Origin of the sequence: Haladaptatus sp. CMSO5, assembly GCF_036689885.1 — an archaeon.
Classification (GTDB): domain Archaea; phylum Halobacteriota; class Halobacteria; order Halobacteriales; family Halococcaceae; genus QDMS2.
In genome coordinates this window covers 121510-147452 of sequence record NZ_JBAHVW010000001.1, presented here as the reverse complement: position 1 = coordinate 147452, position 25943 = coordinate 121510, and the positions used below count along the sequence as shown (strand labels likewise).

General features: G+C 61.3%; 25 protein-coding genes and 2 tRNA genes. 9 read left to right on the top strand and 18 right to left on the bottom strand.

Going from position 1 to position 25943, the window contains the following annotated elements:
- Nucleotides 1-45 precede the first annotated feature (45 nt).
- The 3 genes from V5N12_RS00750 to V5N12_RS00740 all read right to left on the bottom strand — a co-directional run bounded on the left by V5N12_RS00750 (nucleotide 46) and on the right by V5N12_RS00740 (nucleotide 1476).
- Nucleotides 46-531, bottom strand: coding sequence for a DUF1269 domain-containing protein (locus tag V5N12_RS00750; RefSeq protein ID WP_332897240.1), 486 nt, complete (start codon nucleotides 529-531; stop codon nucleotides 46-48).
- Nucleotides 532-681: 150 nt separating this feature from the next.
- Nucleotides 682-753 (bottom strand) — tRNA-Thr (locus V5N12_RS00745).
- A 48-nt stretch (nucleotides 754-801) separates the two neighbouring features.
- A complete protein-coding gene (locus V5N12_RS00740; RefSeq protein ID WP_332897239.1) occupies nucleotides 802-1476 on the bottom strand; it encodes a DUF7114 family protein in 675 nt (224 codons plus the stop codon).
- Nucleotides 1477-1536: 60 nt separating this feature from the next.
- Between V5N12_RS00740 and V5N12_RS00735 the strand changes: the two genes are divergently transcribed.
- Together V5N12_RS00735 and V5N12_RS00730 are read left to right on the top strand one after the other, a co-directional pair.
- Entirely contained in the window at nucleotides 1537-2235 is a 699-nt protein-coding gene (locus tag V5N12_RS00735; RefSeq protein WP_332897238.1) for an enoyl-CoA hydratase/isomerase family protein, read from the top strand.
- Between the two features lie 24 nt (nucleotides 2236-2259).
- Nucleotides 2260-2841, top strand: a complete 582-nt coding sequence (locus tag V5N12_RS00730) for a hypothetical protein (RefSeq protein WP_332897237.1) — start codon at nucleotides 2260-2262, stop codon at nucleotides 2839-2841.
- Here the strand turns inward: V5N12_RS00730 and V5N12_RS00725 are convergent.
- The 5 genes from V5N12_RS00725 to V5N12_RS00705 all read right to left on the bottom strand — a co-directional run bounded on the left by V5N12_RS00725 (nucleotide 2838) and on the right by V5N12_RS00705 (nucleotide 8675).
- Nucleotides 2838-3671, bottom strand: a complete 834-nt coding sequence (locus V5N12_RS00725) for an NAD+ synthase (protein WP_332897236.1) — start codon at nucleotides 3669-3671, stop codon at nucleotides 2838-2840. The genes V5N12_RS00730 and V5N12_RS00725 overlap by 4 nt on opposite strands.
- Before the next feature lie 247 nt (nucleotides 3672-3918).
- Nucleotides 3919-3989 (bottom strand) — tRNA-Gly (locus V5N12_RS00720).
- A gap of 172 nt (nucleotides 3990-4161) precedes the next feature.
- Entirely contained in the window at nucleotides 4162-5415 is a 1254-nt protein-coding gene (locus V5N12_RS00715; protein WP_332897235.1) for an RNA-guided endonuclease InsQ/TnpB family protein, read from the bottom strand.
- A gap of 148 nt (nucleotides 5416-5563) precedes the next feature.
- Nucleotides 5564-6799, bottom strand: a complete 1236-nt coding sequence (locus tag V5N12_RS00710; protein ID WP_332897234.1) for an MFS transporter — start codon at nucleotides 6797-6799, stop codon at nucleotides 5564-5566.
- 61 nt (nucleotides 6800-6860) lie between these two features.
- On the bottom strand, nucleotides 6861-8675 hold the full coding sequence (locus V5N12_RS00705; RefSeq protein ID WP_332897233.1) for a hypothetical protein: 1815 nt from the start codon (nucleotides 8673-8675) through the stop codon (nucleotides 6861-6863).
- Nucleotides 8676-9041: 366 nt separating this feature from the next.
- Here V5N12_RS00705 and V5N12_RS00700 point away from each other — a divergent pair, with 366 nt between their 5' ends.
- Entirely contained in the window at nucleotides 9042-9665 is a 624-nt protein-coding gene (locus V5N12_RS00700) for an RAD55 family ATPase (protein WP_332897232.1), read from the top strand.
- A gap of 10 nt (nucleotides 9666-9675) precedes the next feature.
- Here the strand turns inward: V5N12_RS00700 and V5N12_RS00695 are convergent, their stop codons facing one another.
- From V5N12_RS00695 to V5N12_RS00680, 4 genes are all read right to left on the bottom strand, one after another.
- Nucleotides 9676-10374 (bottom strand): hypothetical protein, encoded by a 699-nt coding sequence (locus tag V5N12_RS00695; protein ID WP_332897231.1) that lies wholly within the window; start codon nucleotides 10372-10374, stop codon nucleotides 9676-9678.
- Between the two features lie 30 nt (nucleotides 10375-10404).
- The gene (locus V5N12_RS00690; protein WP_332897230.1) at nucleotides 10405-10686 is read right to left on the bottom strand and encodes a DUF7577 domain-containing protein; all 282 of its coding nucleotides are present in this window, start codon (nucleotides 10684-10686) and stop codon (nucleotides 10405-10407) included.
- Nucleotides 10687-10736: 50 nt separating this feature from the next.
- Nucleotides 10737-11816, bottom strand: a complete 1080-nt coding sequence (locus V5N12_RS00685) for a PQQ-dependent sugar dehydrogenase (RefSeq protein ID WP_332897229.1) — start codon at nucleotides 11814-11816, stop codon at nucleotides 10737-10739.
- A 201-nt stretch (nucleotides 11817-12017) separates the two neighbouring features.
- Entirely contained in the window at nucleotides 12018-12920 is a 903-nt protein-coding gene (locus V5N12_RS00680; protein WP_332897228.1) for an acyltransferase, read from the bottom strand.
- Between the two features lie 133 nt (nucleotides 12921-13053).
- On the opposite strand from V5N12_RS00680, the gene V5N12_RS00675 reads away from it, so the two are divergent.
- From V5N12_RS00675 to V5N12_RS00665, 3 genes are all read left to right on the top strand, one after another.
- A complete protein-coding gene (locus tag V5N12_RS00675) occupies nucleotides 13054-14112 on the top strand; it encodes an aldo/keto reductase (RefSeq protein ID WP_332897227.1) in 1059 nt (352 codons plus the stop codon).
- Nucleotides 14113-14359: 247 nt separating this feature from the next.
- Nucleotides 14360-14731, top strand: a complete 372-nt coding sequence (locus V5N12_RS00670) for a DUF6176 family protein (protein WP_332897226.1) — start codon at nucleotides 14360-14362, stop codon at nucleotides 14729-14731.
- A gap of 54 nt (nucleotides 14732-14785) precedes the next feature.
- Nucleotides 14786-15553 (top strand): methyltransferase domain-containing protein, encoded by a 768-nt coding sequence (locus tag V5N12_RS00665; protein ID WP_332897225.1) that lies wholly within the window; start codon nucleotides 14786-14788, stop codon nucleotides 15551-15553.
- 42 nt (nucleotides 15554-15595) lie between these two features.
- Here the strand turns inward: V5N12_RS00665 and V5N12_RS00660 are convergent, their stop codons facing one another.
- The 5 genes from V5N12_RS00660 to pyrH all read right to left on the bottom strand — a co-directional run bounded on the left by V5N12_RS00660 (nucleotide 15596) and on the right by pyrH (nucleotide 22276).
- Nucleotides 15596-16042, bottom strand: coding sequence for a CBS domain-containing protein (locus V5N12_RS00660; protein WP_332897224.1), 447 nt, complete (start codon nucleotides 16040-16042; stop codon nucleotides 15596-15598).
- A 213-nt stretch (nucleotides 16043-16255) separates the two neighbouring features.
- Nucleotides 16256-18079, bottom strand: a complete 1824-nt coding sequence (locus tag V5N12_RS00655; protein ID WP_332897223.1) for a heme-binding protein — start codon at nucleotides 18077-18079, stop codon at nucleotides 16256-16258.
- A 40-nt stretch (nucleotides 18080-18119) separates the two neighbouring features.
- Nucleotides 18120-19892 carry a site-2 protease family protein gene (locus tag V5N12_RS00650; protein WP_332897222.1) on the bottom strand — a complete coding sequence of 591 codons (1773 nt, stop codon included), beginning with the start codon at nucleotides 19890-19892 and terminating at the stop codon, nucleotides 18120-18122.
- 54 nt (nucleotides 19893-19946) lie between these two features.
- On the bottom strand, nucleotides 19947-21563 hold the full coding sequence (lysS, locus tag V5N12_RS00645) for a lysine--tRNA ligase (RefSeq protein WP_332897221.1): 1617 nt from the start codon (nucleotides 21561-21563) through the stop codon (nucleotides 19947-19949).
- A complete protein-coding gene (gene pyrH, locus V5N12_RS00640; protein WP_332897220.1) occupies nucleotides 21560-22276 on the bottom strand; it encodes a UMP kinase in 717 nt (238 codons plus the stop codon). The genes lysS and pyrH overlap by 4 nt, the downstream gene beginning before the upstream one ends.
- Before the next feature lie 87 nt (nucleotides 22277-22363).
- On the opposite strand from pyrH, the gene V5N12_RS00635 reads away from it, so the two are divergent.
- The 3 genes from V5N12_RS00635 (at nucleotide 22364) to V5N12_RS00625 (ending at nucleotide 24983) form a co-directional block, all read left to right on the top strand.
- The gene (locus tag V5N12_RS00635; RefSeq protein ID WP_332897219.1) at nucleotides 22364-23152 is read left to right on the top strand and encodes a molybdopterin synthase; all 789 of its coding nucleotides are present in this window, start codon (nucleotides 22364-22366) and stop codon (nucleotides 23150-23152) included.
- A gap of 270 nt (nucleotides 23153-23422) precedes the next feature.
- Nucleotides 23423-23674, top strand: a complete 252-nt coding sequence (locus tag V5N12_RS00630; RefSeq protein WP_332897218.1) for a DUF7123 family protein — start codon at nucleotides 23423-23425, stop codon at nucleotides 23672-23674.
- Between the two features lie 193 nt (nucleotides 23675-23867).
- Complete coding sequence (locus V5N12_RS00625) at nucleotides 23868-24983, top strand: site-2 protease family protein (RefSeq protein ID WP_332897217.1); 1116 nt, start codon at nucleotides 23868-23870, stop codon at nucleotides 24981-24983.
- On the opposite strand, the gene thiL is transcribed toward V5N12_RS00625, so the two are convergent.
- Complete coding sequence (gene thiL, locus V5N12_RS00620) at nucleotides 24980-25855, bottom strand: thiamine-phosphate kinase (RefSeq protein WP_332897216.1); 876 nt, start codon at nucleotides 25853-25855, stop codon at nucleotides 24980-24982. The genes V5N12_RS00625 and thiL overlap by 4 nt on opposite strands.
- Nucleotides 25856-25943 lie beyond the last annotated feature (88 nt).

Here is a 25943-nt window from a genome sequence, read left to right as displayed (position 1 = left end):
ATTGGCTTCGTGCTGCTAGAAAATGAGGGCCCGCGTTTTGGCCGATTATTCGGCGCCGAAGGCTTTCCGCATGTTCGCTTCGTCTTCCGGGGAGAGGTTCGTGCGGAGCACTTCTGGGTCGAACGCTTTCAGTTCCTCGAGGACGCGCTCTTCTGACCACTGGTTTACGAGCATGAAGATTGCTGATTCCTCATTGCCGACGGATTCACTCACTTCCTTCATGAATTCGTCGTCGATTCCGATGTCACCGAACTTTCCGGTCAGGCCACCGATAACGCTCCCGACGGCGATTCCAGCGATTGGGTTCAAAAAGAGCATTCCAACCAGTGCACCCCAGAACGCACCGCCGAGCGCGCCTTCTCCGACCAGATTACGCGCCTGATTGAACTTCAATCGCCCTTTCTTGTTTCGAGAGACCACACACGCGTCTGCCAGCGTCAGCAGCTCTTCTTTGCGTAGCTCGGCAAGCTTGTCGCGTACTTTCGATGCGCCGTCTTGACTGTCGAACGAGAGGACGAGTAGTTCACTCATTAAAATACACCTAGACTGATACACTTGAGACACTTTATACTACCCCTGAATTTCTATCTTGAGTATCTATTCTGCGAGGAGCTGGCAGGCACTCCGTCAGCCACTTTTCGGAGATGAACCACCGTCGCTCGGGAGTTGACGTGAGAAAGAAGCCTAGGCCGGGATTTGAACCCGGGCTCTCGTCCTTACCAAGGACGCGCTTTACCGCTAAGCTACCCAGGCAGGCAATACCAACTTACGCCGACCCGTCTTTAGACGTTTCGATTCGCATCAGGGGTCGGTTGCCGAGGTGCGAACCCCGTCATCGACTGCCGTCCCCGCGTCGTGGGCGGCGAGATGGCTCGCGAGCGACTCTGTGACGGCGTCTGAGAACAGCGTTTCCGGGTCGGGAAACACCACGGCGTCGTAGGTGGTGGTCAGGTCGCGGACGAACGCCCGGAGGGTTGGTGAGGTGGTCGCGCCGACGGCGGTGGTTCCCGCGACGAGCGCGAGGTCGAACACATCGCGCTCTAAGTTGCGGTCGAGGCTGTCGGTGTCGGCGTCGGCTTCTGCGCGCCGGGTCTGGTCGCGGCCGAACGCCTGGACGGTGGCGACGGCATTGTCCGCGGCCTCGGTTCGCGCGAGGAGGTGAAAGCCACGCGAGACGAGTACGTCCGCGGCGAGCACATCTAAGTTCGCTTGCTCGACGTCGGTTTCCCACGAGGGGTTCTGCGTGAGCGTCCGGGTGAGCCGGAGGCCTTCGTAGATGAGTTGGACACCCGCGGCGCGGGTGCGAATCGCGTTTGGTTCGACGTTTTCTATCGCCTGCGCACAGAGAAGTGTCAGAACGCCCGGGGCCATCGACCCGGCAGAGAGTATGGCCTCAATATCGCCACGCAACCGCGCTGGCTCGATATCGCGTATCGCGTCCAGTGCGGCGTGGCGAACCGCATCGGCTTCCTCCATTGGCCCAATTTAGCGGCGGGAAGGGCAAAGACCTTTGGAAACGGACGGTCACTTCCTGCCATGATTTCGACCACGGACACCGACGGGCTGCGGGTGGTCACCCTCAACCGTCCAGACCAGCGAAATGCACTCTCCACGGACGCGCTTCGCGCGCTCGAACGCGCCGTCACCGAGACGGACGCCGCCGTCATCTACATCCACGGCGCGGGCAGCGCGTTCTCTGCGGGCGCTGATTTGGCCGAAGTCCAGCAGCTAGACGGTCCGGCGGCCAAGGAATTTGCCGAACTCGGACAGCGCGTGGCGACCGCTATTGAAGATGCAGCGGCCGTCACCGTCGCGGGCATCACCGGCCCGGCGCGCGGCGGCGGCGTCGAGATGGCACTCGCCTGTGACCTGCGGGTTGCTACCCCTCGCGCAACCTTTGCAGAACCGGGCGTCGTGTTCGGCCTCTTTGGTGCGTGGGGTGGGACGGTTCGCCTGCCGAAAATTGTTGGCCAGGGCGAGGCGCTCGACATCGCGCTCACCGGCCGCGTCGTCGATGCTGAGGAAGCTCTTCGGATGGGCCTTATCTCTCAAATTACCGAAAACCCGCAGGCGGTCGCAGAGCGCATCGCGACGAACAATCCAGACGCTCTCCGCATCGTGAAACAGCGTGTCCGCGACGATGCTCTACGCGAAGCCCAAGAGCAGGCCGAAGCCGACGCCTTCGCCCACCTCGTCGAGAATGCGGTCGATTTTGACGCGCACCGAAAAGGTTGAGTTTACGCCATGTGTGGCTAACCCATGCCCGAGTGCTCGTACTGCGGTGAGTCGTTTTCTTCTGCGGAAGCGTACCACGACCACCTCCGGAGTGCCCACGCCACAGAACTCGGGCCAATCGACCGCCGTCGCGTCGGGCTGACTGGGAACGAGTCCACCGCGACCGACGTGGCTCCCTACGCCCTCGTCATCGTCATCATCGCCGTCGCGGGCGTCGTCGGCTACGTCATGTTCTTCGCGGGGGGCGGCGACATCCAGCCGACCAACCTCGGCGGGGCGCACTACCACGGCCCCATCACCGCAGAAATCGGCGGCGAGCAACTCGACTTCAGCCAGCCGCGCTTCCAGAATCAGGATTCGGCGTTCCACTTCGAGGGCGGCGACGGCTCTCAGTGGCACGGCCACGCGAATCAAATCACCCTCAAATACGCGATGGGCACGCTCAACATTTCGGTAACGGAAGCCTCTGTAACCTACGATGGAACCACCTACGCGCAGGCAAACGGCGACACGGTTCGCGTCCAGGTGAACGGTGAGTCGGTGAACCCGGCCGAATATCTGCTCAAAGAGGGAGACCGAATTACGATTGTCGCACGAAGCGGTTAGAGCGAGGAAAGCGGCGCAGGTCCTGGCGGGATGTTGCGCTTGTGTTCGCTGTTCGTGTACAGTTCGTCGACGCGATCTACGACCGACTCAGAAACGCCGAGTGCCGTCATCGTCTGGGCCTTGGTAAGCGGGCCATCGATGTAGAGCGCGAGCACCTGGTCTAAGGTGTCATACGGGACGCCCATCTCTTCTTCGTCGGTCTGGCCGACCCACATTCCTGCGGTCGCGGTTTTCGCGGCGAGGTCTTCTGGCACCCCAATATGGCGGGCGAGTTGGCGCACCTGTCCTTTGTACAGATTCGCGATCGGGTGGCAGTCGACCGCGCCGTCGCCGTACTTCGTGAAATAGCCAACGAGCGCCTCAGAGCGGTTGCCCGTACCGAGGACGAGCCGCGATTCGTGATTCGCCACGAGGTAGTTGAGCACCGCTCGCGTGCGCACCCTGACGTTGCCTGCGGCGAGTTGGTCGTCTTTCGCCTCGGGAACCGCAGCCAAGAACGCATCCACAATCGGGTTGATTTCGATGACGTCGTATTCGATTTCGAGCAGTTGGGCGACGCGCTCTGCGTCGCTCATGTTGTCCGCGGCATTCACCTCGCTCGGGAGCACGAGGCCGTGGACGTTCTCCTTCCCGAGTGACTCGACGGCGAGGTGGGCGGTGAGCGTCGAGTCGATGCCGCCAGAAAGGCCGAGCACGGCTCCTTCGACGCCCGCGGCGCGTACCTGGTCGCGGATGAACTGGGTGATGTGTTCGCGGTGTGCGTCCAGTTCGTTCTCGGTGAACGAGAGGTCGATACGCTTTGTGGCGTCAACCGTTTGCGTGTCGGTCATTGGCGAGAATATGGGCGGGAGTGCCAAATAGCCTTGTCACTGCGGCGATTTTGTGGACGATTGTTGCGTCTTTTGGTAGTATGTAGCTTCGAAGACGCAAAGCCGAGTCTCTCCGATAGTGTTTAGAAAATGCGTCGGCCGGGAGTGAGCACCGCGAAAGCGGTGCGAACAACGGAGAGACGTGGTCTCTCCGGGAGTTCACCGAGCGAAGCGAGGTGAACGTCGGCCGACAAACGACCGCAGGGAGTGCGTCGGCCGGGAGTCGAACCCGGATTAGAGCCTTGGGAAGGCACTGTCATGCCATTAGACCACCGACGCTCGTTTCGCTTGCGTCGAGCCGTACCTCACTTCGTTCGGTACGACACCGACGCCCACTTTGTCCACGCCGAGCCTCGCGTTACTTCGTTCCGCGAGCCACTGGCGTTCAGTGTGCGTCTTTCACTTCTCCGTCTTCGCACTTGAACGTAGCGTTTCTGTAAGTGACCCACGACTAAAGTCGTGGGCTTTCGCGTGGACTCCCGTTCTGTCCATCGCTGGCGGGTGAATACTCACCACTCACGTTCAGCGTCCCGCGATTCAAGCGCACACCTACGGGTGCGCCTCCATCCGACGACTTTTGCGTCGAGCGGAGATGTTTGAGACCGATGTTCTTCGCTGCGTTATAATCAGCATGGAGCGAGTAGCCACACTTCAAGCACTCGAATACGTCCTGCCCGTTCGAGGACGGACGGTTTCCTCTGTGGGTGAACCCGCACTTAGAACATCGCTGGCTCGTGTACTGTGGGTTCACCTGTTCGACCGAGATACCTTCCACTTCGGCCTTGTACGAGACGTACTCGAAAAGGCGTCGGAACGCCCATGCGTGGAACTTCTTGGCGCGAGGCATCCGTTCACGAATCCCCGTCAGATTCTCGAACGCGATGATACGACAATCGTTCTCAACGGCTTCCGCGACGAGACCCTTAGACACAGTGTGCAAGAACTGTTCGTATCGTCCGGTCTCGGTGTGGCCGACCGACTGGATGGTCTCGTGAGCGGCCCGTGTCCCGCGCTGCTGGAGTGACCCGCGTCGTTTCTCGAACTCCCGATGCCAATGGTTCAATTCAGACCCGCTCCAGAATCTCCCCGTGGAGGTAACGGCGGTGTTTTCGATGCCGAGGTCAACGCCGAGGACTGTGCTGTGCCCGTCGTTGCCTTCGTCCGACATCTCAGCCTCCACGTCCGCCTTTGTTCGGATGTGAAGGTAGAACTCGCCGTCTCGATAGTGTAGTTCTGCGCCGGTCACCTCGTAGTCATCGTTGAACAGATACGCCGAGTGGGGCGTCGTCCGTCTCTCGTTGGGGAGAATGTAGTCGGCGGTGATACGCCCCTCAACAGTTGACAGTGTGGCGTGGTCATCGTTGAACGTCGCACACCGCTTATCGTAGACGAGCGTCGGCGCGGAGAAGTGCGGTCTCCCCGCGTAATCGCCTCGCTTCCATCTGGCAACGACGCTCTGGATGGCGTCAGCGGCCTTGTTGCGGGCGTTTTGGACGAGGTTCGCTTGCAGTCTCGTTTGAGAACGCACCTTGGTGTATGTTTCTCGTTGGAGTTGGGCTTTACTCGTCGTCTTGTACTCACCCCGCCATGCGTGGTCTACGACGTAGTTCGAAGCCCATAGAAATTCGGCGATGGTTTCGTGGAGGAGGTCAGCATCGCTGTCGGCCACATCGAGTTTGACGGGGACAGTGCGTCGAACCTCCATCCGTACTTCAGATGTTGGGGTGCATTTTTATAAGTATTCACTTCCAGTGGGGAGTCGGTTGGCCATTGAGTGTGGTTCGTGTGGTGTGTGGTCGGATTCCTCCCACGGCTAAAGCCGTGGGGTTCCTCCTTGAATCAGTCTGAACCTCTCAGCGCGTCCCGTAGGTTCCCGGCGCGGGCAACATGGCGTAGGCAACGGCGGCGAGCACCGTCACCACCCCAAGGACAAGAAACGTCGTCTCGAAGCCGGTGTAATCGCTGAGGACGCCAACGAGCGCCGGGCCGGAGGCGCTCATCAGGAAGAACACGGTGCGCACGAGGCCCCATGCCGCGCCCTGCACCTCGTCGGGCAACAGGCGAATGATGTAGGCGTTGGTCACGGGGTAGCCGCCGAGGCGCACACCCATCACCACCGCGAGGATGGCCAGTGGGATGAGGCCGGAGACGAACGGCAGGACGAACAGCGGGAGCGCGGCGATGGCCGCCGAGGCGACGAGGACGATGCGGTCGTTGTACGCATCGGCAACCCCGCCCGCCAGTGGCTGGGCAACCGCGGCGGCAAGGAAAATAAGACCGTAGAGGCCGGCGGCGGTGCCTTGGTCCAATCCCTTTGCCTCCGTCAAGTAGGTCGGGAAGAAGGCGGCGAACCCCTGAAAACTCGTAATCAACAGCGTGACGGCAATCACGGTGATAACGACCGGACGGGTCAGCACGCCGCTGATGATGCCGTCCATGTCGCCTGCGACGCTTCGGCCGTCGCTGCCGACCGCCGCCGACCGGGCGTGCGGGACGACGCGCCACACGTAGAGGCCGGTGAGGAGAAACAGCGGGACGGTGAGGCCAAGCGTCGCACGCCACCCGATGGTCACGACGAGGAGACCCGCAAGAAACGGGAGGACTGCGCCGCCGATACTGCCCGCAGAGAGGGTCACGCCAATCGCCGTCCCGTCGCTTTTGTCGTACACCGCAGAGAGGAGCGTCCCGCGCGGTGGGCCATAGAGGCCCATTGCGAGGCCGAGTATTCCACTCGTGGCGACGAGCACCCCGAACACCGGCGCGCCAGCAAGCCCGACGATGGCGAGCGCGGTGAGGCCCATACTCGCGCCGAGCAGGGTTCGCTCACCGAGGCGGTCTACGAGCAATCCAGCGGGAAACTGCGACACGGCGTAGCCAACCCACAGCGCGGAGTAGGCGAGTCCTGCCGCCGCGTTGTCGAGGGCGAACGTCGTCTTTATCTGCGGGAGTAAGGCAGGAATCGCGGCACGTAGGCCGTAGACGAGAAACCAACCAAACGAAATGGAGAGTAGTATAGGCCCCCGCCCATTGCTCCAGAGGCTTCGAATGCTCGCTGCAAGCGAGCCCTGGTCTGCGAGGTCGGAGGCCATTCACCGAGTCTTTTTCGCGCTCGGTGAAAACCGTATGTACGCCGTCAGGTGCTGCCGATTTTTAGAGACCACCTTGATTCGTGTGCGTGTTCCAGCCGTCTTGGATGCCAGACAGGCTCGTGCCGTCCATGAACCGGTTGCCGCTCACGATTGCGTCTTTGACCGATGCGCGGCTGTACTGGTAGAGGGTTCCGGACTTGAACTCGTTGTTCTGGAGTCTGACGTAGTCTGCGCCGTCGTCCAGAATGAGCGAGATGCCGTCTCCGCCCTTGTTGTGATAGAACGTACATCCGGAGATGTCCACCCACGGCGCGTCGATGACGAGGCCGTGGCGCTTTTCGCCGGACGCCGGATTCAATCGAACCTCCCAGTTGCGAATCTTCACGTTCGCGCGGCTGATTCTGCCGAGCTGTGCGCGGCTGCCCTCGCCGCCGGTGTCGTTTATCGTCCAGTTCGAGCAGATAATCATCCCCTCGTCGTCGCCGTCACCCGTGAACTCACAGATGTACTGCGAGCGGTCTGAATTGACGTGGATGTTTGTGAGTTGGCAGTGTTTGGTGTCGCCGTTCACCCGGATGAGTTCGGATGGTGTACCCTGCTTTGCGTCGATGTAGATGCTGTTTGCGACGGCGTGACGGGCTTTGGCCACCCAGAGGGCGGCGTACGAATAGCCGCGATCTTCTGCGTTGTCGTTGATGAGGTGGCACTTGTACGCGAAGTCGCCGTCACCGAGCCGAAGCATCCCCGCCCCACAGTTTTTGATTTGGGTGTTCCGGATGCTCACCTGGCCCTGGTGGCCCGCGCTGTAGATGCCGTTGTTGATGAATCCCTCGATGAACGAGTTCTCGATGACGATGTGGCCGAGATGGTCGCGTTCGAGCGAAATCCCCATCGGGTGCTCTTGTTCGTTCTGGGCGGGGTCGTAGTATCCGCCGTCTGGCATCGTGACGCTCACGTAGCCTCGGCCGGTGTCCTTGAGCAACGTCGGGTGAATGGAGTACACCTGACCGTACTCGCGGTCCATCTCACCGACGATTTTGCAGTTGTTGATGTAGAGGTATTCGTCAACTGCTGCAATAATCGACGACGCAGCCACGTTCTCCGTGGTGATGTCGAACGTGATGTTTTCGGTGAGGAACATGTCCGCGCGGTTCGGTTCCCCACTCCCTAGCTTCAGGAAGTGCGTCATCTGCGGGTTGGTACATTTGACCTTCGCCTGTGGCTTGCCGATGATGCCGAAGGCGTCGAATCTATCGACGGTCACAGCTGTGTTCCACGTATACTCGCCTTCCGGGAGCACGTAGAGCGTCGTGCTGTTCAGGCCGCCGTCGAAGTCGTTTTTGATGAACGCGCCGAGGTCGTCGTCGGTGCCGGGTTCGACGCCGCGTTCGGTCACGTCCACGACGTTCCAACTCTCTACCGACATCGATTCGAGCACGGCACCGCCCGAGATTTTGAGGCTCCCGGGGTTCGTCACGCCTGCGTCGTCTTCCTGTGCGCCCGTGATGGGCGACTGGAACTTCACCGGGCCGGGCCCGTTTTCGTCGCCCTCGTAGGCGCGCATCGACCACGTCTGGGCCACCGAATCGCGTAGCTGAACGCTTCCCTCACCCGTGCCCGAGGTACTCCACGAAGAGAAGTCGTCTTTGGCCTCTATATCGTCGATATTGAGGATGTTGTTCCCTTCGAGGTCTAAGTTGCCATCAACAGAGAGCGCGCTCCCTTCTGGGGTCAGACTATTGAACGTCGGTTCTGGGGCAAACCTGCCGTTCGACGTGAACCCAAGACCTGCGGCACCCGCAAGCGCGAGCAGTCCGCGTCGCGTTGTGTTCATCGACTCATCCGACTCGTCAGGCTCGTTTGATTTGTTACTCATTCTAACTCTCACTCTAGAGAGACTGTAGTCCTGTACTGATTGTTATTATAGCCTGATTAAATCATGTTGTAACAAAATGGTGATTCTGGGTTTACATCTACTGAAACCTCGAATTTTCGGGTTTTAAACAATTTCATGCACATTTCGCCTAGCCAATTTGACATTTTAGAATTTGACACATACACTAGATAACGTGTGACACAATTTCCTCGTTGTTTCACCGATTTTGAGGCCGCTCAATCCTCGGCAGTCACCGCCTAACGTCCGTTAAAAGCTGTGTAACAATACCCACTTGCCGTCGTAGTGATGCTGGGGGAGAAGAGTGTACGAAACTGTGTTCGGTTATATTCGCTGTGGGGCCTGGCTGTGAAGACCGTTCCGACGGGTATCGAGGTTCTCGACCGAAAGCTCGGGGGCGGAATCCCGGCTGGAAGTCTTGTTGCGCTCGTTGCGCCGCCTGCGAGTCAGTCAGAGTTAATTCTCTTTGAGCTGACCGCGACGCGCGAGACGCTGTATCTTACGACCGCACGGTCTACGGCGGCCGTCCGCGATGCCCTTACGCGTACGAACACCCGGGTTGGGTCGCCAACCATCAAGGAAGTCGAGGCAGACGCACCGATCGACCACGCCCTGCGGCTGATTCGTCAGTTGCCAGAGGGCGCGAATCTCATCATCGACCCCATCGACGTGTTGGAAGAAGATGGCGGGATTCGGTATCGAAACTTCCTGAACGACGTGCAGACGCACATGATGAACATCGGCGGTATTGCCTACCTCCACTGCCTCGACGGGCGTGCCGTTCCACCGATGCGCGACACCACCGAATACATGGCTGATCTCGTGTTCACGCTCGCAATGGACGTGAAAAGCGACAGTATCGAAACCCGCCTCACGATTCCGAAATATCGTGGCGGCGTGGCGACCGGCGACGTCATCAAGCTCCAGTTGGCAAACCGGGTCGCTATCGATACGAGCCGCGACATCGCCTAACCTGCACTTTTCACCCTGTCACTACGTCCAAAAGCCGTTCTGTTGCTCGTTCTGAAAAGCGAAGCGGTCGCCGCCACCACGGGCCGTTTCCTGAGTCATTCGACCACTCGGTGACGATATGGTTTGCCGTTGCGCCCGCCTCGGGCGAACTCAGCGGCACTGCTCGCTCGTACAACCGCGAGCCTTCGGGGTCGCCACGCACCAGCACCCGAGCGTCGAACGGGTCGCGCTTCAAGTGCGCGTTCGACGAAAAGGCGGCTTGCTGTTCGGCTGGGAGGTGTGCGAACGCTTCGCCTGTCACCGGGTCTGTGGCGAGTTCGAACTGGCCAATGAGATAACAGCCCCAGCGCGGCGAAATCCACGACGCGGGCTGGTCACCAACCGTCGAGAGCGTCGCGTAGAAAAACAGGTAATCGCCCGCCGAAAGCTCGGAGAGCGGTTTTGCCTTCACGCCAAACGGGTCGCCGTAGGTGTAGGCCTCACACGGGCCATAACCCGCGAACTCGGGGTCTAGGTGGACGGGCGTGTCTCGTATCTCGGCTGGAATGTCCATCGAGAGCCCGAGGTCGGCGTACGTTGCCACCGGTTCGATGGTGGCTTTTTCTTCGGGAATCGGAACGTATTCGAAGCGTCCGTCGTCGTAAATCGGGCCACGAAAGCCGGGAGCGTTGGTGTTCGCACCGACGTTGATGGCGACGCTTCTCGGCATGGTCGTCACTCAGCGGGCAATGAATTTATTCTACGCGGAGAGCGGCTGGATACACTGTTTGCAGAAAATGAAGATGGGGTCTGGCTCGTTTTGGGTGCCACAGTGGGGGCAGCTTCTGAACTCGCCTGCGACCGTCCCGCTGTGGCTCCGGAAGTCCGCGCTCGCGCTCGCGGCGTCGAAGCCGGAGGCGTCGCTTGGCGAGAACTGTTCGAAGCGAGATTCGTCGCTCGTTTTGAGGTACTGATAGACCAGCAGGTGGATGATGGTAAAGCCGATGATGTAGGCAACGACCCATCCCCACGCGTCGAGCATATCCTGAGATACGTTGTCAAGGTACTTTGTCTCTTCGGCGTTACACGGGGTTAGGCAGGCCGAAGTCGGATAATTCGGTCGTCGCCGGATTTCGCCGCCCCGCGGCCGTCCCGGTTGCTGGTTGTTACGTACAGGTGGCCGTCTGGTCCCGAAAATGGCGTTCGCAGGCGGCCATAGTCATCGACTAACAGCTCCTCTTGTTCGACGACGTCTCGCCCATCGAAGCGGATTCGACGCAGGTGTGTCGCTTTGAGCGTCCCGAAGAAGAAGTCGCCTTGCCACTGGGTGATGGGGCCGTCGTAAAACATCGCCCCGCCCGGCGCGATGGTCGGCGTGTAGGAGGCAAGCGGGTCGGTGAACTCGCCGTCTGAGTCACCCATGACTTCGGGCCACCCATAGTTGTTCCCGGCTTCGAGGACGTTGATTTCGTCAGAGTGGTCGGGGCCGTGTTCGACCGAGAACAGTTCGCCGTCGCGGAAGGCAAGCCCCTGTGGGTTTCGGTGGCCGTAGGTGAACACCTCGTTGTCGAACGGGTTGTCGGGGTGGGGGTCGCCCTCGAAGGTCAGGCGAAGCACCTTCCCGTTCAGCGTCTCGGTATTTTGCGGGCCTTCCTGTCGGGCGTCGCCCGCGGTCGCGTAGAGTGCGCCCTCAGGCCCAATCGCAAGCCGCCCGCCGTCGTGGGTTCTCGCGCCGGGTATCCCGTCGAGAATCGGCTCGAAGGCCCAGTCGTTGGTCAGGTCGTGGCGGAGGATGCGATTTGCGAGGCCTGCGTCTGAATTGTACGTCTGGTAGGTGTAGGCCACGTCGTCCTCGGGATGGAACACGAGACCGAGTAAGCCACCTTCGCCCTGGGCAGCAGTGGAATCGCTCATGTCGAGGGCGACCTCGTGGTCGCCGTCTCGCGCCCGGACGATGCGCCCGGGGCGTTCGGTGATGAAAAGGTCGCCGTCGCGGAACGCCGCCTCCCACGGTACTTCGAGGTCGGAGACGACCGACTCAACGACGATTTCTTGCTCGCCAACGGTCGTCGTCGTGTTCTCGGGGGCGGGGCCGCCAACACCGGGGAGCGTACAGCCCGCCAGTCCTGCACTCGCGGCGGCGAGGCCCGCGAGGTAGGTTCGTCTGTCCATAGACTGGGTAGCAGCCACGGCGGGAAAAGCCCTCCTTTGGGAGGGTTTTCGAGGAGTTGGCGTCGTGTTTTGCCAGCGCACTGTAGTGGGCTGCGCCAGCGGAAACGTCGGCACATGTGATGCTGTGCGGTTCCGGCTCCTCGAATGACCGACGCATGGCTCACCAACGAGGGGGACACGAGTAGGTTGCTGTCGCAGAAGTCAGTTCGGCGGCGTTCGGTCGCGCCCGAACTCGTCGAACACGTCCAGATTCTCGGGGAGGTCGTACGGAATCTTGCGGTCGTCGCGGTGGCTTTCGTATTTCTCGTCTACCGGGTGGGCAACGGACTCCCAGCCGGGTTTCACGCGGACGCTCTTTGCGGGTTGGCCGACGACGACGTGGTGGGCGGGCACGTCGTGTTGGACGACCGAGCGTGCGCCGACGACGGAGTTCTCACCGACTTTGACGCCTGCACGCACCATCGCGTCGAAGGTGAGGCGCACGTCGTCTTCGACGATGGTGTGGAAGTTTTCGACTGCGGTTTGGTCGTTGATGTCGTGGTCGTGGCTGTAGACGTGGACGCCATCAGAAATCGAACAGCGCTTGCCAATGGTGAGCTTGCCGCGGTCGTCTAGGTGGACGTCGTCGTGGATGACGGTGTTGTCGCCCACAGAAATGTTGTGGCCGTAGGTCATCGTGACGCCCTTGAAGATGCGGAGGTTGTCGCCTGCGTCCTCGAACAGATGGTTTGCGAGCATCTGGCGGAAACGGAGGGCGAACTCAATGTTGTCTGCCATCGGCGTGGCGTCGAACTGCCGCCAGAGCCACTGGAGGTGTTTCGAGCGTTTGAACTGCTCTTCGTCTTTTTCGGCGTAGTATTCGCTTTCGAGCGAGGAGTTACACGGGTCGTACCCCTGCAGGCGGACGCGCTCTGCGGTCGAGATGTCCTCGCCGTTTTGCCATCGCTCGTACGCTTCTCGGTCGCCATAGAGGTCAATGAGGACGTCTTCGACGACCTCACAGGTGCTTTCATCGTCAGAAGAGAGGCGGTCGTCGACCTCGTCGATGAAAGCGCGGATACCTGCCTCGGCGCCAGCGGGCAGGTGAACGTGTCGCTTCGTCATGTCCACCGGTTCACGCTGGTGACTGATAGGGGTTTCCGTTACGGCACTCCCGGTAGCGCCCGGCACAATAACTGTACCGGCCGTACGGCGGAAAATCCACACGGATAAGTGCCTCTCTCACCTACCCGCGCACATGCACTCTCGAACACTCGGCGATTCTGGCGTCGAGGTAAGCGAAGTCGGGTTCGGCGCGTGGGTCGTCGGCACCGACTGGTGGGGCGACAAAACCGAAGACGAGTCCGTAGAGATGGTTCAACACGCCCTCTCTGAGGGGATTACGTTTTTCGACACGGGCGACGTGTACGGCCACGGGCGCTCTGAGGAACTCATCGGGAAAGCCCTCGCAGAACACCGCGACGAGGTCACCATCGGGACGAAAATCGGCTACGACTTCTACAATCACGCACAGGCGGGCCACGGAGAGATTCCGAAGAACTTAGACCCAGACTGGATGCGCCAGTGCGTCGAGAAAAGTATCGACCGACTCGGCGTCGAGCACATCGACTTCCTCCAACTGCACAACGCGAACGTCGCGGAAGTCACCCCCGAGGTCATGGACGTGCTCTCCGACCTGCGCGACGAAGGCCGCGTGGACGCCCTCGGCTGGGCGCTTGGCCCCTCGATTGGCTGGCTCGCAGAGGGCGACCGCGCCGTCGAACTCGACTTCGACGCCGTCCAGACCGTGTTCAACATGTTCGAGCAGGTTCCTGGCCAGCACTTCATCGACACCATCCGCCGGGAGAATGCGGACACCTCCGTCATCGCGCGGGTGCCCCACTCCTCTGGTCTCTTGAACGAGCAGGTTCGCCCCGAAACGGAACTCGAAGCCGGCGACCACCGTGGCTTCCGCCCCGACGAATGGTACGAGACGGGCTGGGAGAAACTCGAAACGGTGCGCTTCCTCGAACAAGACGGCGCACGAACCATGGCACAGGCGGCCATCCAGTGGCTCCTCAGCCACGACGAGGTCGCCTCCGTCACGCCGACGTTCCACTCGACCGACGACATCACCGAGTGGGCCGCCGCCTCGGAGACGCCACCGCTCACAGTCGAGGAACAAGCCCGCGTCGCAGAGCTGTACGAAACAAACTTCAAAATCGACAGAAACGACGGCATGGACAGCCTTCGGTCGTCGGTCGACGGCGAAGACATCGACGCCGCAGGCCTGAAACTTAAGAACGCTGGCGCATAATCCGAACCCCTTCACTGCAACTCGAAAACAGCAGGGAGAAAGACGTCTGACGCAGATTTTCGTTCACTTTCACTACGGTTTACTTGTTTGGTTATGTAGAACGACACTGCGGGCCGACAGAACCCCTTCATTGCGAGTCGAAATACATTGACTGTGACCTGTCTGACGTTCGAGATGAACCGCGAGTCAGGCGCGCAAACCTGTTGGCTACCCAAGATTTATCGCACACTCCTGAGTCGATTCACATATGGGAGCTGCTCTGCTCGTCAACCAGCGCATTGCACCCGGACAAACCGAGCGCGCGAAGGCGTTGCTCTCGCAGTTCGATAACCCCGAGTACGCAGACGCCGTGCTCGCCATTCTCGATGCGGAGGGGGTCCACACCGAATCCGCCTTCCTCAGAACCGACGAGGACGGCGATTTCGTTACCTACTACATCGAAGCCGAAGACCGCGCGACGGTGTACGACGTGTTCAAGCAAGTCACCGAGAACCCCGACGAACTTTCAGACGAGATGGCCGCGTTCCTCACCGAGTTCAACGACGTGATGGACGGCGACCCCTATCTCGTCGAGTCTGAGGTCCTCTATCACCTCGTGAATCCCGAACGCCCGACTTGAATCCTGCCCGCAGCCACACCTTCTTTGTCCCCCGCCGTGTAGCCGTGGCAATCAATGACACGAGATGACTCTGCGTGGGACTCATCGCTCTACGATTCGAACCACTCGTTCGTCCACGAGTACGGCGCGTCGCTCGTCGACCTGCTCGCCCCCGAACCCGGCGAGCGCATCTTAGACGTGGGCTGTGGGACGGGCCACCTGACGGCGCAATTGGCGGACAGCGGCGCTGAAGTCGTCGGCCTCGACCAGTCTGCCGAGATGCTCACACAGGCCCGTGAGCAATACTCTGACCTCACGTTTATCCAAGGCGACGCTCGCAACATCGAGTTCGAGCGCCCGTTCGACGCCGTGTTCTCGAACGCCGCGCTTCACTGGATTTCCGAGGCGGCTGCGGTCGCAGACACGCTCGCGGCCGCCCTCAAACCCGGCGGGCGATTGGTGGTCGAACTCGGCGGAACTGGCAACATCGAAACCATCGAGACGGGCCTCATCGACGCCGCTGCGGACGCGGGGTACGATATTGCGCCCGCAAACCCGTGGTACTTCCCCTCCATTGGCGAGTACGCGACCGTGCTCGAAGGCGCGGGCTTCGAGGTGCGAGATGCGACCCTCTTCGACCGACCGACGACGCTCGATGACGGTGAGGCGGGCCTCGAAAACTGGCTGCGGATGTTCGCGGGCGCAATGCTTGACGAGATTCCCGCAGACGACCAGCAAACGGTTCTCAACGATGTCACTGCGCGACTACGACCAGTGTTGTTCGAAGAGGGAGACTGGGTGGCCGACTACCGGCGGTTGCGGGTCAGAGCGATCAAGTCGTGAAACGGGCCGTCGGAGGAGCCTCTCGTCAGCGAAAAACGAACCTTAGTCAGCGGGCTGTAGCGTCGTCCCCTCAGGTGCACTAAAGGTCTCACCTTTCCACTCGATATCGAGGCGGTGGCGCGAGACGTACGGCGCAATGTCCTCGACGCTGAGCAGGCCGCGGTAGACACCGTCTCCGACCACGGGCAGGTGTTTCACGCCGGTCTTTTGCATCGTATCGGCCGCGACGTGGACGCTCGTCTCCGGCGTCACGGTCACGACGGGACTCGACATGAAGCTGGAAACGGGCAAGTGCGTGCTCTCCTCTGCGACGAGTGCGACGATGTCCGCCTCCGTCACCACTCCCACTACCGTTTCCGTGTCGTCAATGACGACGAGCGCGGGCACGTCTGGTTCTCTGAGCAAGTAGGCGGCCTCCGTGGCGGTCGCAGTTGGTGGAACAGTCGGGAGCGCAGTTGCCGCGAGTGAAGCAACGTAAATCTGTATCATCTTATCTGTGACAAGCAGCTACCACTGTTTAATAGTTCTGGACATACACATTAATATTCTTTAGATAACTAGGTGAATACCATCTAATCTGCACCACTCTCTGTTGTTTGTCCGCCAAATATGTTCGAAATTGTGCGTTTGACTTCTGCAGTACTTAATCCCGTTAAAAAATGTCGCCGGTTTCAGAAAAATCGAGAAATCGTCGGTTGTCGCTTACGCGAGGAAGACGTGGCGTGGGCGGTCTGCGAGGATGTCGCGACCCCACTGGACGGTGTCGCGGAACGCCTCGCTCCGGAAGAAGGCCATCGCGGCGTCGCGGTCGCGCCACTGGCTGGCGATGAACATGTCGTTTTCGTCATCCAGATTGGCGAGCAGCGCCGTCTCTAAGTGGCCGTCCATGTCCGCGAGCAGGCCGCCGACGACCTCGAACTTCTCCACGAAGTCGTCGCGGTACTCGGGTTTCACGGTGTAGAACATACCCATCGTCCCGAAACCGGACTCCTCGCCTGCGCGGGCAACGATGCCCGGCAGGTCTGCGAGGAACCCACCCGCAGTGTTCGCCGCACTCTGGGTTTTCCAGATGCTGACGATTGCCGTCTTGTCCGCCACCTCGGCGGTGTACACGGCGGTTTTGACGTGCGTGTCGTAGTGGTCGAACCGCTCGCGCATGCTGTCCACTTCGTCGTACACGTCCTGTGGGTCGGCCTCGGAGTAGAGCACCATCGACCACACGTCTTCGCCGTGTGGCTGTCCGGAGTAGATGTTGAGGTCTTCCAATTCGGCGCGGAGGTCATCGTCCTCCTCGGTGCCGTGAGAGGCGGACTCGTCGGTGTCCGCATCTTCTTCGTCCGCTGTTTCGTCACCGAGCAGTGCGCCCATCCCCGATTCGACGCCATCTAAGTCAGAGAGGAAGCCGGCGGCCGTCTCCGCGGCGCGCTGATTCTTCCAGAGGCTGATGACGCCCGCGTGACCTGCGTCTGCGCGAACCGTGGTCATGACGTGCGTGTCGTAGTGGTCGAAGTTTTTGCGCAGCCCGCTCACCTCGGCGGCGAGGTCTTCTGCGTCGGCGGTTGACCGGAAGATGAGGCCGTAGCCCGCTTCGTCGTACTCGGCAAGCGAGATGCCGTGGGTCCGAAGTGCTTGTTCGAACTGTTCTGCATCCACTTCTTCGTGGGTTGGCTCGTCGTCGTCCGCGACGGGTGGCCCGCGGTGGGTGCTGTCTGCGCTCTCTTGTTCGACTTCGGGGGCCGTGCCGGTCGGGACGTGTTCGCCTGCGAGGTAAGCTGCTAAGTCCGCAGGCGGGAAGCGCCGCCCGACGAAGAACGGACCGAACTCCGCAAATTTGGAGGTAGAGGGGTCAAACCGCATCTCGTTGAGCAGTTGCTTGATGTCGGTCATGTCGTCTGCAAACAGCGTGACGCCCCACTCCCAGTCGTCCATGCCAATCGACCCGGTGATGACCTGTTTTACCTTTCCGGCGTACTGTTTCCCGATGTCGCCGTGGCTCGAAAGGTGTTCTGCGCGTTCGTCGAACGGCAAGTCGTACCAGTTGTTCTCGGGGCCGCGACGCTTGCTCATCGGGTAGAAGGAGACGAACTCGGCGTCGGGCAGGTCGGGTTTGATGCGCGATTCGATGTACCGCGCAATTCCCGTGTCAACCTCGCCGTCGTCCTCGAAATACTCCTGAGACATGTAGCCCGAAACTTCAGTGACCGAGACGTACGAGGAGGTTTGTTCGGTAAATTCAGCAAACGCGGTCTGTTCGAACTGGCGTTCTGCTACGTCTAGTTGGGCCATCGTCGGGCGCAGGTGTAAGATGAGCAAATCGGCTTTGTGCCCGAGAACTGAGAACACCGCAGACGCTCCCTCAGACGTGTCTGCTAACGCCTCGTGGGCGGTGAGAAACTCAATGCCCTCCTCGGTGGCTCGCTCGCGGACGCGGCCGGACGCTTCGCGCCAAGCGTCCCAGTCTATCGTCCGAAAGTCGTGCAGTGCGTACCAACCCTCGTCGGTCTGTGGCGGTTCGCGTCGCTCCATGACAGGGTGTTCGTGGGCAGAGATAAGGGCGTTATGAGTTTCAGGCCAGCAGTTGCGGCCCGAAAATCATGAGCACGAGGCCCGCGAGCATCGTGAGCGTAATCGAAGTCGTAATCGCCCGTGTCACTTCGCGGCCGTCACGAATCGGCAACCGCGAGACGATGGCCTCCGTGCTGGTCCGCAAGATGTGGCCGCCGTCGAGCGGGAAGGCGGGGATGCAGTTGAAAAAGCCCAACTGCAAGTTCACCCAGCCACCCCAGAACAGGACGTTTGCCACGGTGAACAGGCTCCCGCCCATGAACGCGAGTGGGCCACGGATTTCGTAGAAGTTCGTGACCATGTCCACGAATCCGGCGAAGTTGTAGTTCAGCCCCGGCGAGAGGACGCTCGCAAACGGCAGGAACAGGATGACGCCGATGCGCTGGATGAACGACACTGCGCCGAAGCCATCCTCGCCGTCACCGCCAAGCGCCGCGAGGTACTGCTCTGCGGGGTACGGGTCGACGCCGAAGTCATCGACGGTCACGCCCGAGATGCCGGGTTGGGTGAACACGCCGAGTAAGCCGCCGCCGGTTCGCGGATTCTCGTCGAGCGTCACGTCGTAGCTCACGGTCTCGCCGTCAAGCACGCCCTCTATGGTGACGCGCTGGTCGGCTTCCGTGTTCGCAAGCGCGGCTTGGAGGGCCTCTTGGTCGACCGTCCGCGTGCCGTTCACGGCGGTGATGACCATCGTCTCCTCTGCGGGCGCACCCGCCGCGGCGAGCGGGCCGTCAGCGCTCACTTGCACGAGCGCCCCGGCGGCGAAGGTGGCGCTCCCTTTGTCGGTCTGGAGGGTCGCGACCGTCCGATTCTGGAGGGCGTCGCGCAATTCGCTTCGCGTGTGGACTTCCGTCCCGTTTACCGCCTGTATCGTCGGCGGTGCCTCTCCGGAGAGGTCGATGCCGTCGACGACTCGCGGGACCGCGCCGGTGATAATCAGCGACCGCTCGACGGTTTTCTGCTCGCCGTCCTTGAGGGTGACCTCTACGGTTCGACTCTCGTTTGCGAGGACTGTAGGGAGGTCGCCCGCGCTCGTCACGTCAACGCCGTTGATTTGGGTAATCACGTCGCCAGACTGGATGCCGGCGTTCGCAGCCGCAGAGCCGTCAGCGACGTTGCCCACGGGCGCACCCGTCACGACGGCGATCGAGCCAACGACGGGGCCAAAGAGGAGCGCGAAGGCGATGAGCGCGACGGCGAAGTTGTTCGTCACACCGGCGGCGAACATGCGCGTCTGGCCGCCGCGGTCTGCTTTCTGCCTACTCTCTTCGTCGGGTTCGACGAACGCGCCGACCGGGAGGAGCGTAATCAGCGCAAGCCCCATCGAGTCGATGTCGATGTCTTCGACCCGACAGAGCAGGCCGTGGCCGCCCTCGTGGACGACGAGGCCAATCAGTAGGCCAAGGACGATTTCGGGGGCCGCAGAGAGCGGGAGGAAGTCGTTGACGCCCGGGATGACGAGCACGTTTCGCGGCTCGGTGATGGCGCTTGCCGTTGGCTGGGTGAGCGTGGTGTACGCAGAAAAGAGCACGGCGAGGAACGACCCGACCATGATGACGAGCGCGATGCCGATGCCGAGATTGCCCCACGCGCGCCAGAACCGCTTTGGCCCCGCGAGCCAGTCGAGAAATGCCTTGCCGCGTTGTGTGTGAATTGTCGTGATGGGACCTTGCACCCGAACCGAGTCGGGCAGCAGTCCACGTGCTCGCAAGCCCATCGCAACCAGCGAATAGAGGGCGAGACCGGCGAGCACCCACACGAGGGTGTTTACCATTACGCTGAATCAGGTGCCTTACCGCAAAGAGGGTTTTGGGGCAGTCGTTTGAGCCTACCCTTCTCGACGGAGGCGCGTGACGACGAATTCGCGGTCGAGTTCCCCGAGGAACGTGCCGAGTCGCGGCCCCTGTTCTGCGTCGAAGAACAGCCGGTAGCCAGCGCTGAAGAAGTCGCCAACGCCAACGTCGTGGCGCTTTGCCGTCTCGTAGATTTCGCCCTGAATCTCCTCACCGTCATGTCCGGCTTCGACGAACTCCGCGAGGTCGGAGAGCGCGGCTTTTGTTGCCGCATCGAAGTCCGTTTCTGGCAATTCGACCTGCAGGCGGTAGTTGTACTCGTTGTCCAGCCGCTCAGCCCAGTTGCGCGCTTTCTCAACGCGCTGGAGGGCGTCTTCGACTGCCCACGCGGGCGTCTCGTCGGTGAAGTGCTCCTCGTTTCGCGCCATCTCTTCGCGCAGCTCCACGTCGTCGGTCATCCCGAGGACGGCCGCGAAGGTGTAGGGCAGGCGCACGCGGTCTGCCTTGACTTCGTCTACGAGGAACGGATAGACGCGGTCTGCGAGCGGTTTCAGGTCCTCGTCTTCGATGCGGCCGAAGTAGATGCCCTCGAAGCGGTCGAAGTCATCGACCAACTGATTCAACCGCGAGACGTCGAAGTCGCGGGCCTTCTTCGGCGTGAGTGAGAAGAAGTACTTGAACACTTCCGGTTCGAGCAGTTCGAGGATTTCGTGGGCGGTGACGACGTTCCCTGCGGACGACGAGAGCGCCTCGCCGTTGTAGGTGAACCACTCGTACACCATCGGCACGGGCGCGTCGATGCCGAGGACGTTCTCTGCGATGTCCTTACCCGAGGGCCACGAGCCTGCGGCGTGGTCTTTGCCGAACGGTTCGTGGTCAACCTTCAGCACCTGCCACTGGGCGGGCCACTCGAAGCGCCACGGTAGCTTGCCTTCGCGGAAGGTCGCCGTGCCCGTGTGGCCACAGCCGTCGATGACGTTGCCACCGGCTTTCAGGTCGGTACACTCGTACTCGACGGTTCTCGCCTCTAAATCGAACGAGAGCACCGTCTCGGTGAGTTTGCCACAGTTCTCACAGACCGGGTTGAACGGGATGTAGTCCGCGTCAACCTTATCCTGATACTCGGAGAGCACGTCCGCGGCCTTCTGCTGATTTTCGAGCAGGAAGGCAACCACGTCGTCGAACTTGCCGTCTGCGTACAGTTCAGTGTTCGAGACGACTTCGATGGGCACGCCGACGGCTTTGGCGTTCTTTTCTAAGAGTTTCGTCTGGTGTTCACCGAACGACCCACAGCAGCCAAACGGGTCAGGAACCGCAGTCAGGGGCTTGCCGAGGTTGCGCCCGAGCGCGCCGGGATTTTCGAGGTCGCCGAGGTCTTTGATGGTGAAGTCGAGGTCTGCGAGGCGGCGGGGAATCTTGCGGAGCGGGTCTTTGTCGTCGGAGGTGAAGATTTGGCGCACCTCGTGGCCGCGTTCTCTGAGTACTTGCGCGACGAAGTAGCCGCGCAGAATCTCGTTCAGGTGGCCGATGTGCGGGATGCCGGAGGGCGAGACGCCGCCCTTGATGATGATGGGGTCTTCGGGGTCGCGTGCTTCGATTTGGTCTGCTACCTCGTCGGCCCAGAAGACGCGGTGGTCGTCTGCGTCGCTCATGGAACCCAGAACGTCGGTTCGTCCTTCGCACCTTCGGGGATGATATCCGTGCCGTCGTGTTCGCCCGTTCGCACGGCCGTCCCGATGCGCTCTGGGTCGGTTCCATCGAGGACGATGGCGCGCATCGAGGAGCGCTCGATGAGTTTCGCCGCGAGCAGGTCGACCGGCGCGCTCGAACCCGCGTTCATCTCGATGTTGGCAATGACGTCCACGAGTTCGTCGGCTTTCATCTCGTCAAAGCGCGTCGCATCCTCGTCCGTGCGTGGGTCTGCCGAGTAGACGCCATTGACGCTCGTCGCGTAAACGAGCAGGTCTGCGTTCACGTATTCTGCGAGCGCGGCGCTCACGGCGTCGGTCGTCTGACCGGGCGTGACCCCGCCCATCACGGCGATATCGCCGCGGCGCAGGGCTTCACCGGCGGCTTCGTAGGTGAGCGCAGGGCTTGGGGCAGCCTTCTCCCCGAGCGCGGTGAGCAACAGTCGCGCGTTGAGGCGTGTCACGTCGATGCCCAACTGGTCGAGTTGAATCTCGTTTGCGCCGTGGTTCCGCGCGGCCTTGATGTACTCTCTGGCAACGCCGCCGCCACCGACGACGATGCCGAGGTCTATACCCTCCGATGCGAGCGATTCGACGACGGTGGCGTGTGCCTTCACTCGCTCTGACCCAAGCGATGGTGCGAGCACACTCCCACCGATAGAAACGACGACCTTCATGTCTGTTCGTGGTTGCCCAGAGTTAGCCTTAAGAGTTGCCAACTGGACGGCGAAGCGTACAAGCGACTCGCGTGCGTTTGCGGGGGTATGTACGTCTTCTCAGTCTGCGGCGACGACGCGGCGGCGCTGGCCGAGCAACTGGCTACCCGCCTCGGCTCGGACGCTCGCGTGGCCACGATTTCCTGCGTCGATGCGCTCCCTATGGACGACCGACCGACCGGCGTGACGACCGCCTACACCCTCGCTGAGTCGGGGTGGGCGGGTGCTGGCGACGACTCCCTCGACCACCTCATCGACCGCCTTGCGGCGACCCACGACTACGCCATCATCCACGGCGACCCCGGCGTCCGCCTGCCACAGGTCGTTTGTGGCGACGTGTCCCACGCGGGCGACGTACTCTATCGCGTCGCAGACGCAGCCTCGGCCGACATTGGGGCCATCGTCGACGCCATCGGAGAACTCGAACCCTACGAGACGCTCGAATCGCTGGTCGCACAGGTCAAAGCCTCAGACAAGGCCGAGTTGTCGGGCGCAATTGCCACCTTCACCGGCCGCGTCCGCGCAAAGGAGTCGGCCGACGACGCACCCACCGAATATCTCCAGTTCGAGAAGTACGAAGGCGTCGCAGAGGAGCGCATGGAGACGATTTCGCGCGAACTCGAAGCGCGAGAGGGCGTCCTCTCCGTCGTGATGCACCACCGAACCGGCGTCATCGAGTATGGCGAGGACATCGTGTTCGTCGTGGTGCTCGCCGCCCACCGTGGGGAGGCGTTCGAGACGGTCGAAGACGGCATCAACCGGCTCAAAGACGAAGTGCCGCTGTTTAAAAAGGAAGTGACGGTCGATGAGGAGTTTTGGGTCCACGAACGACAGTAAGCTGAGCGCGCGCAGTCGGCCAAACTAGCATTTCAAGGAATATTTTGCCGGGTATTCGGCCGTCTGACACCCAACTTCGGGCGTATTTCGTGAAAGGTTTTGTATAGGGAGTTACGCATTCTCCTGCTGTTTTAAAATATTAAACGCCTTTTCAGGGCTTCGTAAAAGGTTGTCTGACCCCCTCGACTTCGCTAAAACGACTCAAATCAATCCTAAGGTTCTGCCGCTTATATGCTCTGGAAGTGGCTACGAGTAGTCGAGGTGTTAGAGATGAGCGCTACAACGGAGCAACCCTCCACTGTCAGCAAAGAAGACCGGCTCAAGAGCTACCTAAAGCAACGCGCGATGGAGAAGGGCGAATTCTTCTTCAAAGGGAAGTTCATCGCCGACGACGTTGGCCTCTCGCCAAAAGAAATCGGCGCGCTGATGGTCAAGCTCTGTGACTCCGCCACTGATCTCACCATCGAGAAGTGGTCGTACACGAGCGCCACCACCTGGCGTGTCCAACAGGCTACTGCATAACGCGTCACACTGCACCTTACACAGACAGTCACCGCGTGCCACCACACGCTGACGTTCCAAATCGGTCACTGCGTGCCACAACCGTGACCGGCACCGCGTGCCACCACACGCAACGGAAACCACTAGGTCGTTCCAGACCCTCCCGTGGTCCCCGTCACGGGATTTATCACTACTCCACTCTTACTGAGTGCCAATGGACACCCCCAGTCCACCGGCCGATGGCCCTCCGGTGGATGCGTTTTCGAACGCGTTTCATGTGTATGAAACGCGAACCGACGGCACTCGCCTTTTCTACTACGGCGTCCCCCTCGACACCGCAGACTCCGTCGAACGACAGCTCTGGCCGCTGTTCAGAGACCACGGCTACGAAGTAACGCTCACCCAACAGACAGGCGAACACGTCCTCGTCGCAGAGCCACACACGAGCGGTTCTCGGGGATTCCCGTGGACGAACGTGCTCATGGCGCTGCTCACGATTCTCTCGACGCTCTACGCCGGGACGGCGTGGTACTACATCGACATCACGCAGAACCCGCTCGACCTCGTGCAGGCGCTCCCGTTCGCGCTCGCCATTCTTGGCGTGCTCGGCGTCCACGAGTTCGGCCACTACGCCATGAGCCGGTATCACGGCGTGGACGCGAGTTTGCCCTACTTCATCCCGTTCCCGACGCTCATCGGGACGATGGGCGCGGTCATCCGCATGCGCGGGCGGATGCCAGACCGCAAGGCACTGTTCGATATCGGCGTTGCGGGCCCGCTTGCCGGACTCGTCGCCGCCGTCGTCGTGACCATCATCGGCCTATACATGGACCCAGTCACCGCGCCCGCCGCCGTCCTCAATGACCCTGGCTCCGTCCAGATTCGCTTCAACAATCCCCTCATCCTCGAACTGATTGCGACGGCGGTTGGGCGGCCACTCGAATACGCAGACCCCGCGATGTCTGTGAACCCCGTCGTGATGGGCGGGTGGGTTGGCTTCTTCGTCACGTTCCTCAACCTGCTCCCCGTCGGACAGCTTGACGGGGGCCACCTCGTCCGCTCGATGCTTGGTGAACGCCAAGAGACGCTCGCTGCGCTCGTTCCCGCCGTGCTGTTCGGGCTTGCGGGCTACCTCTACTACTTCCACGCCTCCTCGAACGCCGCGGGCATCTGGTTCTTCTGGGGGCTGTTCTCGATGGGGATTGCGTACGCAGGCCCCGCCCACCCGGTTCACGACGACCCGCTCGACACCAAACGCATCGCTATTGGCGTGTTGACGTTTGTGTTGGGACTGCTCTGTTTCACGCCCGTCCCAATCGAGTTTCTCTAACTGCCGTGGGTGTAACCGCGGTCTGGGAGCGGGGTTCCGTCTAACTCAACCCCCCCACCAGTGACCACACCGATTTTGGTGAGCGCGTCTGGACACGCGGTGACCGCCGCGTCCCATTCGGTCTCGGGAATCGTCACGAGCAACTCGAAGTCCTCGCCGAAAAAGAGGCTCAACTCACGGCGGTCTGTCGCGTCGGTTGCCAACTCTTCTACTGCATCAACCACGGGAATCGCGGCTTCTTCGACCGCAAAGCCACAGTCGCTGGCTTCTGCAAGCTGGTGGAGCGACCGCGCGACGCCGTCGCTGATATCCATCATGGCGCTCGCGTGCGGGGCGAGTGCGACGCCTGCGGCCACGCGTGGAGTGAACCGAAAGCGGTCGTTCGCGCGGTCGAATTCGCCCTGTTCGAACAGGCGAAGCGCCGCCGCAGACCGACCAAGGCCGCCAGTCACTGCAACGATGTCGCCCGGATTCGCTCCCGAGCGCAACACCGGGGTGTCGGTTTCGCCAAGCGCGGTCGTCGCGACGGTGAACTCCGCGTGCGTATCTAAGTCGCCGCCGACGTACTCTGCGCCCACGGCGTCGCACACGTCGCGTGCGCCTTCGAGATAGGCTTCGAGTTCCGCCTCGTCGAACGACGGCGCGGCATAGGCAGACACCGCGACCGTCGCCTGTGCGCCCATCCCGGCCACATCAGAAAGTGATGCGCCGACGGCGCGCCATCCGGCGGTGTAGCGGGTCGTCCCCTCGGGAAAATCCGTCCGCTCGTGGAGCATGTCGGTGGTGATGACCTGCCCGTCTACGACAGCGGCGTCGTCACCCGCGGCTGGCAGGGTTGCTGCGATGCGTTTGAGGGCGGCCCGCTCGTCCATACTGTGAGGTTTCAGTGCCGAGGCAAAAATGCGTCCGGTTTGCCCGAAATTCCGTAGTCGGAGGGTTGAAGCGCCCCACACTCGTTCG

What these genes read in the sequence shown, in the direction of transcription:
- V5N12_RS00655 (WP_332897223.1), bottom strand. Translation starts at nt 18,079, where the DNA reads ATGGAGCGACGCGAACCGCCACAGACCGACGAGGGTTGGTACGCACTG.
- V5N12_RS00675 (WP_332897227.1), top strand. Translation starts at nt 13,054, where the DNA reads ATGCACTCTCGAACACTCGGCGATTCTGGCGTCGAGGTAAGCGAAGTC.
- V5N12_RS00730 (WP_332897237.1), top strand. Translation starts at nt 2,260, where the DNA reads ATGCCCGAGTGCTCGTACTGCGGTGAGTCGTTTTCTTCTGCGGAAGCG.
- V5N12_RS00725 (WP_332897236.1), bottom strand. Translation starts at nt 3,671, where the DNA reads ATGACCGACACGCAAACGGTTGACGCCACAAAGCGTATCGACCTCTCG.
- V5N12_RS00625 (WP_332897217.1), top strand. Translation starts at nt 23,868, where the DNA reads ATGGACACCCCCAGTCCACCGGCCGATGGCCCTCCGGTGGATGCGTTT.
- V5N12_RS00710 (WP_332897234.1), bottom strand. Translation starts at nt 6,799, where the DNA reads ATGGCCTCCGACCTCGCAGACCAGGGCTCGCTTGCAGCGAGCATTCGA.
- V5N12_RS00635 (WP_332897219.1), top strand. Translation starts at nt 22,364, where the DNA reads ATGTACGTCTTCTCAGTCTGCGGCGACGACGCGGCGGCGCTGGCCGAG.
- V5N12_RS00650 (WP_332897222.1), bottom strand. Translation starts at nt 19,892, where the DNA reads ATGGTAAACACCCTCGTGTGGGTGCTCGCCGGTCTCGCCCTCTATTCG.
- V5N12_RS00690 (WP_332897230.1), bottom strand. Translation starts at nt 10,686, where the DNA reads ATGCTCGACGCGTGGGGATGGGTCGTTGCCTACATCATCGGCTTTACC.
- V5N12_RS00670 (WP_332897226.1), top strand. Translation starts at nt 14,360, where the DNA reads ATGGGAGCTGCTCTGCTCGTCAACCAGCGCATTGCACCCGGACAAACC.
- V5N12_RS00685 (WP_332897229.1), bottom strand. Translation starts at nt 11,816, where the DNA reads ATGGACAGACGAACCTACCTCGCGGGCCTCGCCGCCGCGAGTGCAGGA.
- V5N12_RS00680 (WP_332897228.1), bottom strand. Translation starts at nt 12,920, where the DNA reads ATGACGAAGCGACACGTTCACCTGCCCGCTGGCGCCGAGGCAGGTATC.
- thiL (WP_332897216.1), bottom strand. Translation starts at nt 25,855, where the DNA reads ATGGACGAGCGGGCCGCCCTCAAACGCATCGCAGCAACCCTGCCAGCC.
- V5N12_RS00695 (WP_332897231.1), bottom strand. Translation starts at nt 10,374, where the DNA reads ATGCCGAGAAGCGTCGCCATCAACGTCGGTGCGAACACCAACGCTCCC.
- V5N12_RS00735 (WP_332897238.1), top strand. Translation starts at nt 1,537, where the DNA reads ATGATTTCGACCACGGACACCGACGGGCTGCGGGTGGTCACCCTCAAC.
- V5N12_RS00665 (WP_332897225.1), top strand. Translation starts at nt 14,786, where the DNA reads ATGACACGAGATGACTCTGCGTGGGACTCATCGCTCTACGATTCGAAC.
- lysS (WP_332897221.1), bottom strand. Translation starts at nt 21,563, where the DNA reads ATGAGCGACGCAGACGACCACCGCGTCTTCTGGGCCGACGAGGTAGCA.
- V5N12_RS00750 (WP_332897240.1), bottom strand. Translation starts at nt 531, where the DNA reads ATGAGTGAACTACTCGTCCTCTCGTTCGACAGTCAAGACGGCGCATCG.
- pyrH (WP_332897220.1), bottom strand. Translation starts at nt 22,276, where the DNA reads ATGAAGGTCGTCGTTTCTATCGGTGGGAGTGTGCTCGCACCATCGCTT.
- V5N12_RS00705 (WP_332897233.1), bottom strand. Translation starts at nt 8,675, where the DNA reads ATGAGTAACAAATCAAACGAGCCTGACGAGTCGGATGAGTCGATGAAC.
- V5N12_RS00740 (WP_332897239.1), bottom strand. Translation starts at nt 1,476, where the DNA reads ATGGAGGAAGCCGATGCGGTTCGCCACGCCGCACTGGACGCGATACGC.
- V5N12_RS00660 (WP_332897224.1), bottom strand. Translation starts at nt 16,042, where the DNA reads ATGATACAGATTTACGTTGCTTCACTCGCGGCAACTGCGCTCCCGACT.
- V5N12_RS00630 (WP_332897218.1), top strand. Translation starts at nt 23,423, where the DNA reads ATGAGCGCTACAACGGAGCAACCCTCCACTGTCAGCAAAGAAGACCGG.
- V5N12_RS00715 (WP_332897235.1), bottom strand. Translation starts at nt 5,415, where the DNA reads ATGGAGGTTCGACGCACTGTCCCCGTCAAACTCGATGTGGCCGACAGC.